The organism is Ruegeria conchae (assembly GCF_000192475.1).
In the GTDB taxonomy this organism is placed as follows: domain Bacteria; phylum Pseudomonadota; class Alphaproteobacteria; order Rhodobacterales; family Rhodobacteraceae; genus Ruegeria; species Ruegeria conchae.
The window spans coordinates 272612-290456 of sequence record NZ_AEYW01000006.1; the positions used below are offsets into that span (position 1 = coordinate 272612).

A 17845-nucleotide genomic window follows, 5' to 3' on the forward strand; every position below is an offset into this window, starting at 1 on the left:
GCTCAGTTTTCGGGTGCCGTGGCGTGTCGTAAAAAGGTGACCAGATCAATGCGGTCTTGCGATCCGCTAATCCGCTGCATTGGCATATTTGATCCCGGAATGTAATGATCCGGGCCCTTGTCGAAAAGAGCGTTTATTGTCTCTTCATCCCAAATGATATCAGAAGTTTGCAGTGTATCTGAATAAAGATAGTCCGGTACTGTCCCTGCTTTGCGTCCAAACACCCCATACAGGGTTGGACCCGCGCGCCGCTGGTCATCCGGTGAAAGGCTATGACAGATTGAGCATTTGCGGGCAAATTGGCGTTCCCCATTTCCCATCTCGTTCGGGTTCTTCAGGAAACTGGGTTCGGCCGCCGCCATCTGCTCGCGGTCTTCCGAGGCCGCGATCGGCCAGCTATACATCGCTTCGTCAATTCCGCCAGCATGAATATTTTGCCCATCGTTCGAAAAAGCCAGAGCCCAGACAGGCCCGCGTAGCGTAGCCCTGAAATCTTGCGAGATACGCCAGTTCAGGGTGTCGATGACCATGATAAAACCTTCACCATCACCGACGGCGAGAAGGCTTCGATCAGGGCTGAGGGCAAGCGCCAGTATCGGCCTTCGGTCCAGGGTGAAATCGCGTTCGTCGCCAGTTGCCAGGTCAAGGATGCGGGTGACGCCATCGACGGCACCGTAGGCGATCCAGTTGTCGATAGAATTCAAGACCAACCTGTTCACGCCGAACCCGTGCTCGATAAGGCGATCCACCTCCTGACCGCTCGCGACATCCCAGAGGCGGACCGAACCATCGACACCCGCCGAATAAAGCTGTGATCCATCAGCAGTGAATTCCACGGCGTTTACCCCGCTGCCCGTTGGCCCGAGCAACATAGGTTCTGACCCATCGACCGGCCAAAGCCCGATCATTCCGTCCCAGCTTGCCGTGGCGACATGAGTTTTTGATGCAGCGAGCCCGACGATCTTTCCTTTGTGTTGTCCAACGATTTCGCCTCCGGGCCAACGGCGTAGCGTGAAATCATCACCAGCAGAATAGATTGCGGTGCCGTTGAACACGACAGTGTTGACGGCAGCTTCATGGCCTTCCAGCCATTCCGGGGTCTGTCCGGTCCACAGGCCAACCGAATTGTCGAAACTCGCCGTTGCGATGCGCCCGTCTTGTGCGATTGCGATCCCCATGATCGGCCCGCCATGGCCTTTGAGCGTGAAGAACTCGGACCAAGCGGGCAGGGGGATCAAGCCAAGCGTCAGAACCAGCCAGCGCATTTATTCAGCGGGTGAGGCCGCCGCTTTGCTGGCCTCTTTTTCCTGCACCTCTTCCAGCCACAGCGAGTGATGCTCGCGGGCCCATTGTTCTTCGACTTCACCAGTGCCCATGGCGTCAAAAGCACCTTCCATGCCGACTGAGCCGAGGTAGATATGGGCTATGATGATTGCAATGAACACATAGGCCACCATGACGTGCCAAACCTGAGCATATTGCATCTCTTCTTGTGGCGACATCTGCACGGGTAGGTTCAGGCCCAGCATCTGTGGAATGCCGGTTGCGTTGGCGATTTGGAATGTCTTTGCGAACATCGGCAGCTCAAACGGGAACAGCAACGAAAGGCCCGACAAGCTGATCGAGGCGCCGAGTAGTATGCAGGCCCAGAAAATCACCTTTTGACCTGCGTTGAACTTCTTTGCGGGCGGGTGGCTGTTCTTGGTGAACAAACCACCTCCGGCTGCGAGCCACTTCAGGTCGGTCTTGTTGGGTATGTTGTGTGAAATCCAGTTCACGGTGACGATGATCAGACCAAGCATGAAGGCCCAGGCGAGGTTGTTATGTAGCCATTTACCCCCCTGAGCGATGGTTGCGAACCTTTCCTTGCCGAAGATCGGGATCAGGAAGTCACGGCCATAAAGCGCCAGCAGGCCGGTGATGCCAAGGATCAGGAATGAACCGGCAAATAACCAATGTCCGAACCGTTCGAAACTATTGAACCGCAGGACCTTGCGCCCGGTCTTTTCGCCATCAATGCGGATTTTTCCGCGGATCAGGAAGAATAGAACGATGACCGCAAGCATTCCCGCGATGATGTACGTACCGTATTCGCGCAGTGGCCCGGTACGGAAATTCAGCCACCACATACCGCCATCTTGAATCAAAACACTGTCTGCTGGTCCATGGGATGAAACGGTGACATCTGCCGATCCATAGCGCAGCGCGCGATAGACATCGCTGTCTGAGGCGACGCCGCGCGTGCCGATTTGCCCGAGCAGGCCTTCCACATTGCCCTGTCCGGTATTTTCCGACCGATAGCTGTTATCGACCTTCTCACCGCGCTGACGGGCCAGAATGTCCTCAAGCGTTGTCGCTCCGCCGGTCGAAGCGCGTTCATTCGTGGTTGCGGGTGCCTCAGCGTCGTTGGTTTGGGCAACGGAAGCGTGGACCAGCCCGATGGTGAACAGCAATGCGAAGAGTAAGCGGAACATCTGAACCTCGGTCAAAATCCCTGATCAGGCGACCCACGGATGCGGGTCGCCTGTTTGGTTCATGAAAGCGGAGTTATCCGTCTTTCTGGTCGTAGGCTGTACCCCAACCCCAAGCGCCCGAGCCGAAGCCGCGCGCCACTACGCGTTCGCGGTAAACAGCAGACACCACGTCGCCGTCACCGGCAAGCAGGGCTTTGGTGGAACACATTTCGGCGCAGATCGGCAGTTTGCCTTCGGCGATCCGGTTGCGACCGTATTTGGCGAACTCCGCGGTCGAGTGCGTTTCCTCGGGGCCGCCAGCACAGAAGGTACATTTGTCCATCTTGCCGCGCGATCCGAAGTTGCCCGCCTGCGGATATTGCGGCGCGCCGAAGGGGCACGCGTAGAAGCAATAGCCGCAACCAATGCACAGGTCCTTGGAGTGCAGGACGACGCCTTCTTCGTTCTGATAGAAGCAGTCGACCGGGCACACCGCCATGCAAGGCGCATCCGAACAATGCATACAGGCCACCGAGATCGAGCGTTCGCCAGGGTTGCCATCATTGATCGTTACCACCCTGCGGCGGTTGATGCCCCATGGCACTTCGTGCTCGTTCTTACACGCGGTTACGCAAGCGTTGCACTCGATGCAGCGTTCAGCGTCGCAGAGAAACTTTGCTCTAGCCATTATCGTCCTCCTTACGCTGCCCAGATTTTGCAGAGAGTACACTTGGTCTCTTGCATCTGGGTCACTGAATCATAGCCATAGGTTTGGGCGGTGTTGGTACTTTCACCCAGCACATAGGGGTCTGCACCGGCGGGATATTTGTGCCGCTGGTCTTCGCCCTGGAAATGGCCGCCAAAGTGGAAGGGCATGAAGGCGACACCGGCACCAACCCTGTTGGTCAGCATCGCCATCACCTTGACCTTGCCACCCTCAGGACCTTCGACCCAGACCTGCGATCCGTCACGAATGCCAAGGTTGTTGGCATCGCGAGGATTGATCTCGACGAACATATCCTGCTGAAGCTCGGCCAGCCACGGGTTCGACCGCGTCTCATCCCCGCCGCCTTCATACTCGACCAGACGACCTGACGTTAGGATTATCGGATAATCCTTTGAAAAGTCGTTCTTTTGGATCGAAGCATAAAGGGTGGGCAGCCGATATGCATGCCGGTCCTCGTAGGTCGGATAATCCGCCACCAGATCGCGACGTGGCGTGTAAAGCGGCTCGCGATGCAGTGGGATCGGATCCGGGAAGGTCCAGACAACCGCGCGGGCTTTGGCATTCCCGAAGGGCGCACAGCCATGGGCGATTGCAACCCGCTGGATACCGCCGCTAAGGTCGGTCTTCCAGTTGGTTTTCTCGCCAGCAACTGCGTCGATGGCCGCGCGTTCTTCTGCGGTCAGATCGCCGTCCCAGCCAAGGTCCATCAGCATCTGCATCGTAAATTCGGGATAGCCATCCTGAATTTCCGATCCAACGCTATAGACCCCTTCGGCCAGCAGGTTGTCGCCGTCACGTTCCACGCCGAATCTGGCGCGGAAGGTCAGGCCACCTTCGGCCACCGGTTTGGACATGTCATAGAGGTTTGGTGTCCCCGTATGACCCATCTCGGCGGTTCCCCAGCAGGGCCACGGTAGACCGTAATACTCGCCGTCGTTTGGTCCACCAATGGCTTGCAGCGTGGTCCTGTCGAACGTATGCTGGTTGGTCATATGGCTTTTCAGACGTTCCGGCGACTGACCGGTATAGCCAATTGTCCAAAGGCCGCTGTTGAACTCACGCGTGATGCTTTCAACATTCGGGGTTTCGGGATCTTCCATCTCGATATTGCGGAAGAACCGATCCGCCCAGCCAAACTTATTGGCGAACTTGGCCATGATGACCTCGTCCGGCAGGCTTTCGAACAACGGATCAACCACCTTGTCGCGCCACTGCAACGACCGGTTCGATGCTGTGACCGAGCCACGGGTTTCGAACTGCGTACAAGCAGGCAACAGGTAAACGCCGTCGGTACGGTCATGCAGAACGGCCGAAACTGTTGGATACGGATCGATCACGACCAGCATGTCCAGCTTCTCCATCGCCGTCTTCATTTCCGTCATCCGGGTCTGCGAGTTGGGCGCGTGGCCCCACAGAACCATGGCGCGGACATTGTTGTCCTGGTCCATGTTGGCCGGGTCTTCCAGAACACCGTCGATCCAACGAGAGACGGGGATTCCGCGCTCATTCTGGAGCGGCTTATCCTTGCCTTCCTTGTCTTTGATCGTGGCGAACTGACCAGCCAGCCATTCGGGCTCTTCACCCCAAACGCGCGCCCAGTGACCCCATGCGCCTTTCGACAGACCATAGTAGCCGGGCAGGGTGTGGGACAGAACACCAAGGTCCGTCGCGCCTTGCACGTTGTCATGGCCACGGAAGATGTTGGTGCCACCACCCGTCGTGCCCATGTTTCCAAGTGCCAGCTGAAGCACACAGTAGGCGCGGGTGTTGTTGTTGCCGTTGGTGTGCTGAGTACCACCCATGCACCAGACGACCGTACCTGGACGGTTGTTCGCCATTGTGCGAGCAACGCGCTTCAATTGCGATCCCGGAGTTCCAGTAACGCGTTCAACCTCATCCGGGTTCCAATTAGCAACCTCTTCGCGGATCTGGTCCATGCCCCAGACACGGGTGCGGATGAACTCTTTGTCTTCCCAACCGTTGTCGAAGATGTGCCACAGGATACCCCAGATCAGCGCCACGTCTGTGCCGGGGCGGAAGCGGACATACTCATCCGCATGCGCTGCCGTGCGCGTAAAGCGCGGATCGCAAACGATCAGAGGGGCGTTATTCTGCTCTTTCGCGCGCAGAATATGCAGCAGCGAGACAGGGTGTGCCTCGGCCGGGTTGCCGCCGATGATGAAGATCGCCTTGCTGTTGTGCATGTCATTGTACGAATTGGTCATGGCGCCATAGCCCCATGTATTCGCAACACCCGCAACAGTGGTTGAGTGGCAGATACGGGCTTGGTGATCCACGTTGTTCGTGCCCCAGTAGGCAGCGAACTTGCGGAACAGATAGGCCTGTTCGTTGTTATGCTTCGCAGAACCCAGCCAATACACGCTGTCTGGCCCGGATTCCTCGCGGATGCTCATCATGCCGTCGCCGATCTCATTGATCGCCTCTTCCCAGCTGATGCGCTTCCACTCGCCGCCTTCCTTTTTCATCGGATACTTGAGGCGGCGCTCGCCATGGGCGTGCTCGCGGACCGAGGCCCCCTTGGCGCAGTGTGCACCCAGATTGAACGGGCTGTCCCAGCCGGGTTCCTGCCCGATCCAGACGCCGTTCTGTACCTCGGCTACGACCGTGCAGCCCACCGAGCAGTGAGTGCAGACGGATTTGATATTCTCAACGGCGGTGTTTGCCGCTGTCTGGGCGCTGGCAGGCGTCACGGTTCCACCCGTGGCGCTGATTGCGGCAAGGCCGCCGATCGTCAGGCCCGAGCCACGCAGGAATGCGCGGCGATCGACGGTTTTCTCGCCGACCTGGGACAGGATACTTGTCCGCTGGGGGCGTCTCGCAACCCCGTTGGTCTTTTTCCTAAGCATTTCTTTCCTCCCTTGCGCGCCGTGTAAGCCACGGCTGGCTTGGTACTGCTGATCCTGACGTCAGGGCCAATCGCAACCGTCTGTCAGGTATGAAAACGTCCAGTCCTAGAACCGGGTGCTTTCGATGTATGCGCGCGTATGCGCGGTATCCTGCATCCGGGTGTCGTCCGTTGGCAGCTCGGCTGCTTCGGCCTGTCCGGTCAGGCTGGCTGCGGCAACAGCAGCAGGGGCTGCGGTTCCGGCCAGTTTCAGGAAGTCGCGGCGGGTTGCGCCTTCTTCCTTTGTCTTGCTCATGGGCTCCTCCTGTCCCAATTGCGGTTTGGCGCTGCAAAGCACCGGCGAGTGGCGGATTAATCCGCCGTCATTCGGAAGGCTTCGCGCTCGATCTCCATGAACACCCGACCGGCGGTGCCGGCCGAGGCATAGAGAACCGAGTTCTCAGCGCCTTCCAAATCTGAATAGAAATGTGTGGCCCAGGGGCCGATGTGTTTACTCCAGAACGCCTTCTGGTCTTCCAGCGAGGCAGGCGCGCCGAAACGCCCGACGATCATGCCCGCCATCATCTCCATCAGAGAGGCAATGTTGTCTTCGGGTTCGTAAACATTTTGCGCCCTCGTGATACCGCGTGCTGCCATATCATTGCGAAGCTGGGCCAGCGGTTTTTCGTTCAGAAAACCGGTCAGATAAAAGCTGGCATACGGCAACAATTCACCACGCCCCAATCCGATGAAAAGCGCATTGAACTCACGCTCGGCAGCGGCGGGCTTAGTGACCTTTGCCACGCGCGCCATCGCCTCTATGGCCTGACCCAGATCAGAGGCGTCACCGCTCAGCCCTGCCATCTGGTCCAGCAGCAACTGATCGGGCGGACCAGCCAGAAGCAAACCCAGAAAATTGTAGAAATCCGCGCGCAGACGATCCTCGGCCGAGATATCAATGGTTTGCGCGTTGTCTGCGGTCATAGAGTTATCCTTCGAATTCAAATTTCATGCGGCGCGGAGCAGGGGGGACTTCAAGCTCCTCTGGTTCTTCCACATTAGCCACGATCATGGGTTCCGGCGCAGGTTCTTCTGCCTTGGCCGGTTCTTCACGCGCCTCGATCACATCAAGCGTATCTGTCTCTGGATCGCATTCTTGCTCTTCAGCCTCGGCAGCGAGCGCTTCGACATGAGCCAACATGCCCTTGCCTACCTGATACGCGGTCTGAAGGTTCTCAAGCACGCAGGCTGCGTCGGTGTAGTCCTCGCCGTAGTCGACCAGCCCGTCGACATTGGCCAGAACAGGGTTCAGCCGCCATAGGCGCCGCAAGGCGCGGCGGCGCAGGCGGTCAGGCACGGCTTTGGCCATGAAGCCCGAGACATCATCACCTGCTTGCAGCGTATCGGGATCGGGCAGATCAAACTCGGACAGAATTTCGGCGTCGCTTTTTTCTTCCAGCTCAGCTTGCCGCGTTGTGATGATCTGTTCCTTTGCGGCCAAAGCTTCTGCTTCGGTCTCGGCCTGAACGGCGGCCTTGCGGCGGGACCAGAAATCGCGCGCTTGGGTCATTGCAGCACCCGACGCGGTGCGCGGTAGACATCTGTGTCCTGACGGATGCGAGCGTCGCCTTTTCCGTCCTCAACCAAATCTATGCGCTTCTTATCCCGACGGCGCTTTACGAACACTTCGTCCCGATGATGCTGCAGCGTGAAATCGCGCACCCAAGCGATTAGACCTTCTGTCATCGGGATCTTCTCGACAATCTCCTCGCCGGTATCAGCGTAGTCCTGACCTTCAAACGGAGAGGCCGTGATCAGCACTGCATTCAAGGGAGTTTCACCTTTCAACTCATCCCGAAGCACCAGGTAAAGCGAGGGCTGTCCGTCCGACAGGTTCACCATATAGGCCTCTGTCTCGTCAGCCCAGAGTGATAGAGGCAGTGTGGCAGCGTGATATTCGACGGTTTCACCTTCGCGGCGCAGCTCTTGCCAATCCGCAGGTCCGGCACCAGGCAACAAAGCGACTGCGCGCCAGCTCCAGCGGGCCCAACGAGTGACCCCGGGTGTTTTGCGCACGATGACGCCAACCGGCATTTTAATCTGGCTTGCGGCCTTGGCCACTGGCTCCTCCCCGGAAGGCTCTCCCCTGCCTTCCCTATGATGTACTATGGTACATAAATTGGCGCTGTGCCAAGTCCACTTGCATTGATCAGGTCGTTTTCTTCGATAATTTATTCGTTATTGACCTCAATGGCTCGTGGATGGCTTGGGGGTCGATGAAAAATAGTGCACAAATCTGCCATTCTGCCCGGTACCGCATTGCCACGGTGCGGATTAGGTCTAGTGTGAATTGGGGCAGCAAACAGTCCGGGAGAAGACATGACCAGCAAGCTTTTGTTGTGTGATTGCGAGGGGACGCAATCAATTGACGCAGATCGCATATCTTCGGCCTGTGAACTGAGCTGTTCAAAGGTACATACTGCGCTTTGTACCCGAGAACTTGGCGTGGTGGCTGAAATGCTTCAGACCGACGATCAGGTGGTGATTGCCTGCGGGCAAGAGACTGTCGTGTTTTCTGACCTTGCAGATGATCTGGGTGTGGATCAGCCGGGATGCGTTGACCTCAGAGACCGTGCTGGCTGGTCGGATCAGGGCCAAAATGCAGCGCCTAAAATGGCAGCGTTGGCAGCTGAAGCGATGTTGCCGCAGCCGATCACTTCTGCAGTTGATGTGATCAGCGAAGGCACTTGTTGTATCATCGGGTCGGGCGAGATCGCTTATGATCTGGCTGAACAATTATCGGACAGCTTGGCCGTAACGGTTTTGGTCACAGATGAGGTTCAACCGCTGAGCCGTGCTTTTGATGTTATTCGTGCCAAGGTGCGGAACTTGTCGGGCGCACTGGGTGGGTTCACGTGGCATCTGGATCAAGTGCAACAGTTAGAACCCGGCGGGCGTGGTGATTTCGCGTGGAGCGCGCCGAGGGATCGGGCCAAATCGCGCAGTGATATTGTTGTTGATTTGACCGGAGGTACGGCTTTGGTTGCAGCCCCGGATAAGCGCGAAGGCTACCTGCGCGCCGATCCTCGTGATGCGGTTGCGGTTGCGCGTCTAGCCTTCGATGCGGTGCAACTGGTCGGTACCTTTGAAAAGCCGCTTTATGTGCGACTGGATGAAGCGCTTTGTGCCCATTCGCGCGCAGGACAGACCGGGTGTTCGAACTGTTTGGACATATGCCCGACCGGTGCCATCACATCAGCGACAGATCATGTGGCAATCGACCCCATGATTTGCGCCGGGTGTGGTGAGTGTTCTGCCCTATGCCCGTCTACAGCCATTACTTACGAGGATCCGCCGGTATCTGCCATTCTCTCTAGGATGCACATACTGGCGCGAACTTTTCGTCGGGCAGGGGGTACAGCGCCGCGTTTGCTGGTGCACGATGCCCACGGGGCGCAGATGATCCGAATGGTTGCCCGGTTTGGCCGAGGTCTTCCAGCGGATGTCATTCCACTAGAATTGAACGTGGTTTCAGGCTTTGGTCATGCCGAGATGCTGGCCGGGTTGGCACATGGCTTCGCCCGCGTCGACGTCCTGTTGGGGCCCAAAGTCGAACGGGACGCGCTGGATCGGGAACTGGTTTTGGCGCAGGCCATCGCGGGGCAGGGTGCCCTGAGCCTGATTGACGAGGTTGACCCGGATGCGTTTGCTGATCTGCTTTACGCGCAAGAGGTGCCGCTACCATTGACCGATCCGGTTCTTCCATTGGGGAACCGGCGACAGATCACCCGACTGGCGGCACAAGCGCTGAATGCCAAGACCGAATCACCGTTGGCATTGCCCGATGGCGCGTCATATGGCGCCGTCGTAGTAAACACTGGCACCTGCACCTTGTGTCTCAGTTGTGTATCTTTGTGCCCCTCAGGTGCGCTGATCGACAATCCAGACAAGCCGCAGTTGAACTTTCAGCAGGATGCCTGCCTGCAATGCGGTATCTGTCGCACGATCTGTCCTGAGCAAGCCATTAATCTGGTGCCGCAGCTTGACCTCAGCGACAAGGCCCTGTCGCAGCAGGTTCTTAACGAGGAAGAGCCGTTCGAATGCATCGAATGTGGTGCGGCCTTTGGCGTCAGGTCGACGATCGAGCGCATAATGGACAAACTGTCGGGAACACATCCGATGTTTGCAACTTCGGATCAGGCAAGGCTGATTCAGATGTGTGATGATTGTAGGGTAAATGCTCAGTTTCACAGCGCTGATAATCCTTTCCAATCATCTCCCAGACCCCGTGTCGTGACAACGGACGATTATTTTTCAAAGCGTAAGGATCACTGAAGTTGCAGCGGTGCGCCCAGATCGGCGGCGCTGATGGCGGCGACAAAGGCCAAAATGGCTTCGAGATCATCCAGACTTATTTCCACCGGATGGATCGGCGATGGACGCTCGGGCGGGAAGGGCTCGGTTACGCCCTCAATCTGAGTGAAGGCGGGATGCGGGTTCAGGGCAAAAAAGGCCTGAAACCGCTCGGACCAATCAGGCATCGCGCGCAGGACGGCGAAAGACGGCGTGGAACCCAATCCGTTCATGCGATTTTGCGGCCCGATCACATGGCACCGACCACAGTGAGTAAACGACAAATCCTGACCCAAAGCAGCATCTCCGTCGATTTTAGCGTCTTCGACAACATCTGCGATTTCGAAGTTCGCGCTAAAGGGCCCACCTTCAGCGGGAACAAAGCTTTCGACCGTACGTTTCCCAATGTCGGACAACAGCCAGTCTCGGAACTTGATTTCCTTTGCGCTGGCATTAATGCGCAGGTGATAGACTGTTTCGTCACGGGCAAAAACCGGATCGCCAGGAGGTGCCGGAGCAAGAGCCATTACACCATTATCGTCTGCGACAACGCGAACCCCAGTCTTGAGAGAGAAGCGCGGAAGGATATGTTGCAGAAGACCCGAGTTTGAAATCTCATCTGGCGCTGCGAGTCCAATTGCCTCTTGTGACCAAGAGGGGGTGGCGGTGAGCGTCAGGCTCAGGCACAACAGGACAAAGCGCATGGCCAAACCTAACGGTGTCAGGCCAATTGCGTCAAATGAACGAAATGAGACGGAGTATCATGCAATGAGCGGCGACCGCAATCAGTCGACACGCAAGACCCTAATCGAAGGGCGGGCAACGGAGGTGATCGCATGAGCATCCGTGACGCCGTACTGGCGAACCTTAAGAAGATCACTGATCCTGTTTCCGGACAGGATATCGTCAGCGCAGGTATTGTGCGCGCGCTGAATGTCGAGGGGGATACGGTACGCTTTGTACTTGAGATTGATCCCAAACAGGCCGAGAAAATGGAGCCCGTGCGCGCCACAGCCGAGAAAGCGGCGCAGATGGTGGACGGCGTGTCCAACGTCTCGGCCATGATGACCGCGCATTCAGACAAGGTCCCACCCGATTTGAAGCCCAAGCCTAAGCCTTCGCAAACCGGTCCGCAGGCGGTTCCGGGTGTGGACCGGATCATCGCGGTGGCGTCTGGTAAAGGGGGCGTCGGCAAGTCCACTGTGTCGGCCAACCTTGCCTGCGCGCTAGCCGCAGAAGGGCGCCGCGTGGGTCTTTTGGATGCAGATGTCTACGGTCCGTCGCAACCCCGGATGCTGGGCGTCTCGGGCCGTCCGGCCAGCCCTGATGGCAAGACGATTCTGCCTTTGCGCAATCACGGTGTTACCATGATGTCGATGGGACTGATGACCAACGAAGGACAGGCGGTTGTCTGGCGTGGCCCGATGCTGATGGGCGCATTGCAGCAGATGATGGGGCAGGTGCAATGGGGCGCGCTGGATGTGCTGATCGTTGACCTGCCTCCTGGCACGGGTGATGTGCAACTTACGTTGAGCCAAAAGTTTCAGGTGGATGGCGCCATCGTTGTTTCAACCCCACAAGACGTGGCTTTGATCGATGCTCGCAAGGGGATCGACATGTTTAATCAGCTCAAAACACCCATCTTTGGGATGATTGAAAATATGTCGACACATATCTGTTCGAATTGTGGACACGAAGAACACGTGTTCGGTCATGGCGGTGTGGCGTCAGAAGCCGAGGCATTGGGCGTGCCGCTGCTGGGTGAGATACCACTGCATCTGGATATCCGCGTGGCAGCAGACGGGGGTGCTCCGATCGTGGTCAGCAAACCCGACAGCCCACAGGCAGAAGCCTTCCGCAAGATCGCTCGCGACATGATTGCCAAGGGGAATGCATGAGCCACCCGGTCTTTCCCCCATTGCTCAGCGGGCATCCTGCCAAGGCCGGAGAGGATCCGTTCGAAAAGGCTCAGGCCATGGCGGCGCTAGGCTGTGATGGGGGAACCGTGGTCTATAGTATTCAGGCGGATCGTTTGCGCGTTGCCATCGTCTTTGCCCCCGAGGTGCCGCTGCAGGATGCAATAGCAATGTTGCCGCTATGTGCCGTCGGTTTCCAGAACGCCCTGGGCGCATTGGCTCCTCCAGAAGTTGCTGTGCATCTAGGCTGGGACGGAGTGATCTGCGTGAATGGCGCAAAATGCGGGACGATGAAGGTTGCAGCCTCGTCTGCCGAGGCTGGCGAGATTCCTGATTGGCTTGTCGTCGGTTGGGAGCTTGCATTGCTGCCGACCAGCGACGCCCCCGGGGAAACGCCGGATGTAACTGCGCTTTATGATGAAGGTTGTGCTGACGTTTCGGCGACGCAACTGGTCGAAAGCTGGTCGCGCCACATGCTGACATGGCTCAACCGCTGGCAAGAAGAGGGCAACGCGCCGCTCCATGCCGAATGGATGGGGCTGCTGCGCGGGGTTGGCGAACCCATCGCGGACTCCGGTGTATTTCTCGGCACCGACGAACGGTTTGGCATGCTGATCCGCGAGGGCGCAGAGACCCAAATACGCCCGCTGACAGAACTGTTGGAGACCGTCTGATGAATCTCGCCCGCGCAATCCATTTTGATGAAAGCGACATGAACGTGTTCCATTCACCTGCACGAACCGGTGAGTGGTGCATCCCGGGTGGTTTCGAGTTTTCGAATTGGGGAGAGGCCGACTTGGAAGGCAAGGCACGTCAGGCCTTTGCCAACGGTTGGCTGGGGCTTGAGACGTTTGGGCGCGTGACATTCGTTGCGGTTACGCAAATTGAGCAGGCTGAAATTGACCAACTGACAAAGAATCTGGCTGAGCATTTTGTGCAGTTATACGGCGCACCATCGGTCGAGGCGGCGATGGATGTCGCGCAGACCGAAATCGCGCACATGACCGAGATGTGCGAGGATCATGCCCCGAACACGTTGCTGACTGTGGCCCGGGAATTGACAGGGGCAGGGGTGCACGAGGCGTTTCGTGTGATCACGCCGCAAGAAACGCAGCTTGAAGCATTGGCCGTCCACGGATCGCTGGACGACTAGATCAAATCTGCGAAACCACCAAACTGGCCGCGTTTAAAGATCAATCCTTGACCGGGGCGGTGCATGACTTTCTCGACATGGCCAACAAGAATCAGGTGATCACCTGCCGTGTGTCGCGCCGACAAGCGACAGTCGAAGCGGGCCAGACATTCAGCAAGACGGGGACGCCCGGCATCATCTTCCTGCCAATCTGCATGGGAAAAATCGAACCCGTTGCGCGCAAATTGCAGCGCCTGATCATGCTGGTCCTGCGCCATCACATGGATCGCGTAATGTTCGCAGGCGCTGAAGGCGTCATACCGGTTCGAGTTCCGGTCGAGACACCATAAAACCAATGGTGGGTCCAAAGACACGGATGCGAACGAGTTCACCGTGATTGCGGCGGGTCCTTCAGCGGTGCTGGTGGTGACAACGGTGACCCCGGTGCCGAAACAGCCCAACGCCTCGCGAAAGGCAAAATTGTCCTCAGGGCCAGGAATGAATGTTTTTTCCGTCATCACGCGCTCGTTCAAGGGGCCTGTCTCAGGTGCCATGTGGCGCAGGGATTGTCCACGAAAAGCTGCGGTGAATTGTGGATTTTCCGGCTAGTTCAGATCCTCCAGCAACCGGCCGTGTTTGCGGGTTTCCGCAATGACGTCGCCAAAGGTTGTCATGCCGCGCGCGTTGAGCATTGGCAGCATCAGAACCAGCACTTCTGCCGTGGCGACCGCATCGCCCAATGCCGTGTGACGCAAGGCTTCGGGGATTGTGATACCCAGCCGTTCGCAAACCGAATCCAGCGTGTGCGTTTCGCTTGCCCCGAACAGCACCGCCGACAGCAAGACGGTATCCAGAATGGGATGGGTCCACTCTACCTGCATACGCTCAGCGTGGCGGTGCAGAAATGCCATGTCGAACGGTGCGTTATGCGCAACAATCACCGCGTCACGGGCGAATTGATGAAAGCTGCGGCCAGCCTGGGCAATATCGGGTGCGCCCTGGACCATCCTGTCACTGACCTTGTGTACCTTGGTCGAGGCTGGCGGGATCGGGATGCCGGGATTGACCAGCGTGTCCAACCGCTCGCCCTCGACAATTTTGCCCTTCACGACGCGCACCGCGCCGATCTGAACGATTTCGTCCTTATGCGGTAGAAGCCCCGTGGTTTCGGTGTCAAACACCACAAAGCAAAGATCCAGTAACGGCCTTTCTTCAAACGCGTCGTCGCCGGGCGTTTCAAGAAGCTCGAAATCATAGACCAGTGGGCGCGCCTCGTCCGGTTCGATCTGTGCAGCGCTGTCGTCGAAAACCAGCATATACCCGGGTGCATCGCCCAAGGGTTTTATTCGGGCCGAATAGGTTTGCCGCCCGTCAACGCTGGTCAGTGTGCAATGTACGTCTTTTCCGGTCTTGATCAGCTTGGCATAAGCGTCGGTCAGGCCAGTTGCTTCGAGGTAATCAAACAGCGAGGCGTTCAAACGGGGATGCGCGATTTGCGCCAGAACCTCGGCTGCCTGAGCGTCATACAAGACAATCTGATGCTTGGGTCCCGCCAGCAGCATGGCGACCGGGATTTCGGTCAGCAGCGCGGTGAGGCGCTGTTTTTCCGAAGCCAAATGAGCGGTCTCTGCCGCCACAGCCTCTGCCGTGTTCATGGCGTTTGCGGCCAATTGTTCGGCCAGCCCGGCGGCGGCGGGGGCCAGATCACCCAAATAGCGTGCGGCCTGAAGGTCCAGATCAGCGCTGACCCCGGCATGAGCGCGCGCGCGCAATTGTGCCGAAAGCCGTTCGATTGGTTTTGCAACATTGTCATCGAACAGAAGCCAAACTCCGGCAACCAACGCCAACATCCCAAACGCAATCAGAATCTCTGCAAAGATGAACGCGTCCAACAGTCCGGGATCACGTGCCCTTTGATAGCCGACCCACAAAGCCAAAGCGCTGATAACCAGCCCGCCTGCCGCCAGCAGTAGGAAGAATAGAAAGACCCGCAGGCGCAAGCTAAGGTGATTCAACATCTTCAGACCCCGCAAGTTGCCTCGATCACCGGATCATCGGCGTCAATCTTGATCCAACTGGCGTTCAGCAAACGTCCGTCATCAGCGAATTCTGCCCCGTCAGCCAGATTGGCCCGGCTGTTATCAGCGCAATTGACCGCAACGGGCATCTTCGACACTGGTGCCCAGCGACCGAAGAAATACAGATCGACCAAACGTTCGTCGGGCACGCTGCCATTGGTACGGACCGAGGCAGAATCGATTGCGGCAAAGCGGTCTACAAACGGTACCGCGTAGGTCCAGGGACGATAAAAGGCACGGCTCTCGACTTCTTGTACCACAGTCAAACTGTCGGGCAGTTGGTCACGTGTTCGATCGTACCACGAGTATTCGCTGGTGATCGTCATCGCGATCATCCCGATACCCGCTGCAACCGGCGCGGCCCATTTGGGTAGGCGTCCCCCGGTCAGCTTGTTCACAACCATCACAACACCCGCAAAAGCAAAGCCCGCAAAGATTGTGCCGATCAGTTCCAGAAACATAAGGTTTCTCCGTTCATTTCCAGTTGCTTACCCCAGCATTCCCTTGCCGTGTCCAACCGCCGATTGCATCGTTTTTATCACGACAAAGGCGTTGCGGAGATGACTTCGCTCAAAGTCGGACAGGTCAGCCGGGGGAAGGTAGTTGTCGGGCGCATCACCGACCTTGACCAGACGTGCCTGATGTTCAAGCCGGGTTTCAGCGATGAGGTCATAGGCGTCCAAAAGATCGCGTGCTCCAGTAGCGCTTAGGACACCAGCAGCCTCAGCAGCGCTGAGCCGCGCGCGTGTGTTGGCCTCGGTTAACTGACCCTGAAGGCTGTAGATGCGTGCCAGATCAACCACAGGCACGACGCCATTGTGCTTGAGGTCCAGCGTATTGCGGTGCTCACCCGACCGGATCGTTGCAAAACCGCGCAGCAGCCCCAATGGTGGCGTGTGTTTCAGCGAATTCGAGATCATGTGCGCCACGAAGATCGAGTTTGCGCTGGCATTGGCCAAAGTCTCGGACTGCAGATCAGTGAACAGGTCGAAATTGCCCCCGATCGGGCGTAGATCGAACATGACTGAGGCCAGCATCTGTGCCTCAGGGTTCGGCCGGTCGATCCATCCTTTGAAGTAATCGCGCCAGACCCTGACTGGTTGGCACCAACGTGGGTTTGTCGCCATCATGTCGCCGGGGCAATAGAAATACCCGCAGGTGTCCAGCCCGTCCGACACAAATTTCGCCAGCTCGGCGAAGTACGCCATGTCGTTTTCGGTTACGCTGTCATCCAGCATCAGGCAATTGTCCTGATCCGAAACACCGGTCTGCTCCTGCCGTCCTTGCGAGCCGCAGGCCAGCCACAGGTATGGCACCGGAGGTGCCCCAAGCTCGGCCTCGGCCAGTGCCAGCAAGCGCCGTGTTGCGGTGTCAGCAATGTCGGTGATCAGTCGTGTCACGATCTCGTGCCGGTTGCCGCCTGCAACGAGTTGAACCAGCAGTTGGGGTATCTCGGCAGTGACTGTAGCCATCTCATCGGCAGTATTGGCGCGGGCGATCCGGCCCACCAACTCGGCAGAATTGACCGCCTGATAACGGGTGAGGTCGGTTTGAGTGACGATGCCAACCAACCGCCCGGCCTCGGAAATCGGGATATGCCCAATGCCACGCTCCATCATCACATGCAGCACGTCCGAGCCGATATCGGTGGGGGACAGCGTGATCGGGTTGGTGGTCATGATGGCTGAAACCGCAGTGTCTGCTGGCATCGACTCGGCGACGAATTTACCCGAGATATCGCGCAGGGTCGCGATGCCCAGCAACTTTTCATCCTCAGTCACGCAGAGGGATGAGATATGTCGGTCGCGCATGATCTGCGCGGCGTCTTGAACCGGAGTATCAGGCGGGCAGGTGGCAGGGTCGCGCGCCATCAAAATGTCAATTGCACTTGTGGCCAGGCTTTGTGGCCCACTGCGCCCACCGCGCGTGCGGTCGAAAAATTTGGACACCACATCGTGCCCGTCGATCAGGTTTTTCACCAGATCTGGTGGCAGCACGATCAGCACCGACGGTGTATGCGCGCGCGCATGGGTTGCGGCCTTGCCATCCTTCAGCAATCCGCGCTCACCGAAGGAATTGCGCAAACCGAGATGCGAAACGACAGCGCCGTTTTCATCTGTAATCTCCACCTGTCCTTCGTAGATAACAAAGACGCCGGGCAGAGCTTTGCCCAACTGGTAAATGCTGCCATCGGCATCGACCTCGCGCACTTCGATCTGCTGGACCAACTCGTCCAAAGCATCTTGGGGCAAGGCGTCATAGGGGTGCACAGATTTCAGAAACCGGGTGATTTCGTCATGAGACAGGGGCATTTACGCTCTCCGGAGTTCCGAATAAAAAT

General features: G+C 57.7%; 18 protein-coding genes. 5 read left to right on the forward strand and 13 right to left on the reverse strand.

The genetic code is table 11. The features are described 5' to 3' along the window. Nucleotides 1–2 precede the first annotated feature (2 nt). The 8 genes from G7G_RS24130 to G7G_RS0105885 form a co-directional block, all read right to left on the reverse strand. Entirely contained in the window at nt 3–1265 is a 1263-nt protein-coding gene (locus G7G_RS24130) for a c-type cytochrome (RefSeq protein WP_010439467.1), read from the reverse strand. Continuing rightward, entirely contained in the window at nt 1266–2474 is a 1209-nt protein-coding gene (locus G7G_RS24135) for a formate dehydrogenase subunit gamma (RefSeq protein ID WP_010439470.1), read from the reverse strand. Between the two features lie 73 nt (nt 2475–2547). Then, nucleotides 2548–3141: a formate dehydrogenase FDH3 subunit beta gene (gene fdh3B / locus G7G_RS0105860; RefSeq protein WP_010439472.1), complete on the reverse strand. Its 594-nt coding sequence runs from the start codon at nt 3139–3141 to the stop codon at nt 2548–2550. Nucleotides 3142–3152: 11 nt separating this feature from the next. Continuing rightward, on the reverse strand, nt 3153–6047 hold the full coding sequence (locus G7G_RS0105865) for a formate dehydrogenase subunit alpha (RefSeq protein WP_010439475.1): 2895 nt from the start codon (nt 6045–6047) through the stop codon (nt 3153–3155). Between the two features lie 105 nt (nt 6048–6152). Beyond that, complete coding sequence (locus G7G_RS0105870; protein ID WP_010439477.1) at nt 6153–6341, reverse strand: ubiquinol-cytochrome c reductase iron-sulfur subunit N-terminal domain-containing protein; 189 nt, start codon at nt 6339–6341, stop codon at nt 6153–6155. Nucleotides 6342–6397: 56 nt separating this feature from the next. Continuing rightward, nucleotides 6398–7009, reverse strand: a complete 612-nt coding sequence (locus G7G_RS0105875; RefSeq protein WP_010439479.1) for a TorD/DmsD family molecular chaperone — start codon at nt 7007–7009, stop codon at nt 6398–6400. 4 nt (nt 7010–7013) lie between these two features. Then, nucleotides 7014–7595: a DUF3306 domain-containing protein gene (locus G7G_RS0105880; RefSeq protein ID WP_010439480.1), complete on the reverse strand. Its 582-nt coding sequence runs from the start codon at nt 7593–7595 to the stop codon at nt 7014–7016. Then, a complete protein-coding gene (locus tag G7G_RS0105885; RefSeq protein ID WP_010439481.1) occupies nt 7592–8146 on the reverse strand; it encodes a DUF3305 domain-containing protein in 555 nt (184 codons plus the stop codon). Before G7G_RS0105885 ends, G7G_RS0105880 begins: the two co-directional genes overlap by 4 nt. Nucleotides 8147–8404: 258 nt before the next feature. On the opposite strand from G7G_RS0105885, the gene G7G_RS0105890 reads away from it, so the two are divergent. Next, nucleotides 8405–10360, forward strand: coding sequence for a 4Fe-4S dicluster domain-containing protein (locus G7G_RS0105890; protein ID WP_010439483.1), 1956 nt, complete (start codon nt 8405–8407; stop codon nt 10358–10360). Here G7G_RS0105890 and G7G_RS0105895 read toward each other — a convergent pair. After that, nucleotides 10354–11082, reverse strand: coding sequence for a cytochrome c family protein (locus G7G_RS0105895; protein WP_010439485.1), 729 nt, complete (start codon nt 11080–11082; stop codon nt 10354–10356). The genes G7G_RS0105890 and G7G_RS0105895 overlap by 7 nt on opposite strands. Between G7G_RS0105895 and G7G_RS24360 the strand changes: the two genes are divergently transcribed. From G7G_RS24360 to G7G_RS0105915, 4 genes are read left to right on the forward strand one after another with little or no spacing between them, the layout of a single operon-like run. Beyond that, entirely contained in the window at nt 11081–11218 is a 138-nt protein-coding gene (locus G7G_RS24360) for a hypothetical protein (RefSeq protein WP_010439488.1), read from the forward strand. The genes G7G_RS0105895 and G7G_RS24360 overlap by 2 nt on opposite strands. Then, nucleotides 11215–12276 (forward strand): Mrp/NBP35 family ATP-binding protein, encoded by a 1062-nt coding sequence (locus tag G7G_RS0105905; RefSeq protein WP_010439493.1) that lies wholly within the window; start codon nt 11215–11217, stop codon nt 12274–12276. The genes G7G_RS24360 and G7G_RS0105905 overlap by 4 nt, the downstream gene beginning before the upstream one ends. After that, a complete protein-coding gene (locus tag G7G_RS0105910) occupies nt 12273–12968 on the forward strand; it encodes a biotin/lipoate--protein ligase family protein (protein WP_010439496.1) in 696 nt (231 codons plus the stop codon). The genes G7G_RS0105905 and G7G_RS0105910 overlap by 4 nt, the downstream gene beginning before the upstream one ends. After that, nucleotides 12968–13447 carry a DUF6505 family protein gene (locus G7G_RS0105915; RefSeq protein ID WP_010439498.1) on the forward strand — a complete coding sequence of 160 codons (480 nt, stop codon included), beginning with the start codon at nt 12968–12970 and terminating at the stop codon, nt 13445–13447. Before G7G_RS0105910 ends, G7G_RS0105915 begins: the two co-directional genes overlap by 1 nt. Here the strand turns inward: G7G_RS0105915 and G7G_RS0105920 are convergent. The 4 genes from G7G_RS0105920 to G7G_RS0105935 all read right to left on the reverse strand — a co-directional run bounded on the left by G7G_RS0105920 (nt 13444) and on the right by G7G_RS0105935 (nt 17816). Beyond that, nucleotides 13444–13944, reverse strand: coding sequence for a flavin reductase family protein (locus G7G_RS0105920; RefSeq protein WP_029621766.1), 501 nt, complete (start codon nt 13942–13944; stop codon nt 13444–13446). The two genes, G7G_RS0105915 and G7G_RS0105920, sit on opposite strands and share 4 nt — an antisense overlap. An 87-nt stretch (nt 13945–14031) precedes the next feature. After that, nucleotides 14032–15444 (reverse strand): 3'-5' exonuclease, encoded by a 1413-nt coding sequence (locus tag G7G_RS0105925; protein WP_010439503.1) that lies wholly within the window; start codon nt 15442–15444, stop codon nt 14032–14034. Nucleotides 15445–15446: 2 nt separating this feature from the next. After that, the gene (locus tag G7G_RS0105930; protein WP_010439504.1) at nt 15447–15965 is read right to left on the reverse strand and encodes a hypothetical protein; all 519 of its coding nucleotides are present in this window, start codon (nt 15963–15965) and stop codon (nt 15447–15449) included. 27 nt (nt 15966–15992) lie between these two features. After that, entirely contained in the window at nt 15993–17816 is a 1824-nt protein-coding gene (locus G7G_RS0105935) for a DUF294 nucleotidyltransferase-like domain-containing protein (RefSeq protein WP_010439507.1), read from the reverse strand. Between the last annotated feature and the right edge of the window lie 29 nt (nt 17817–17845).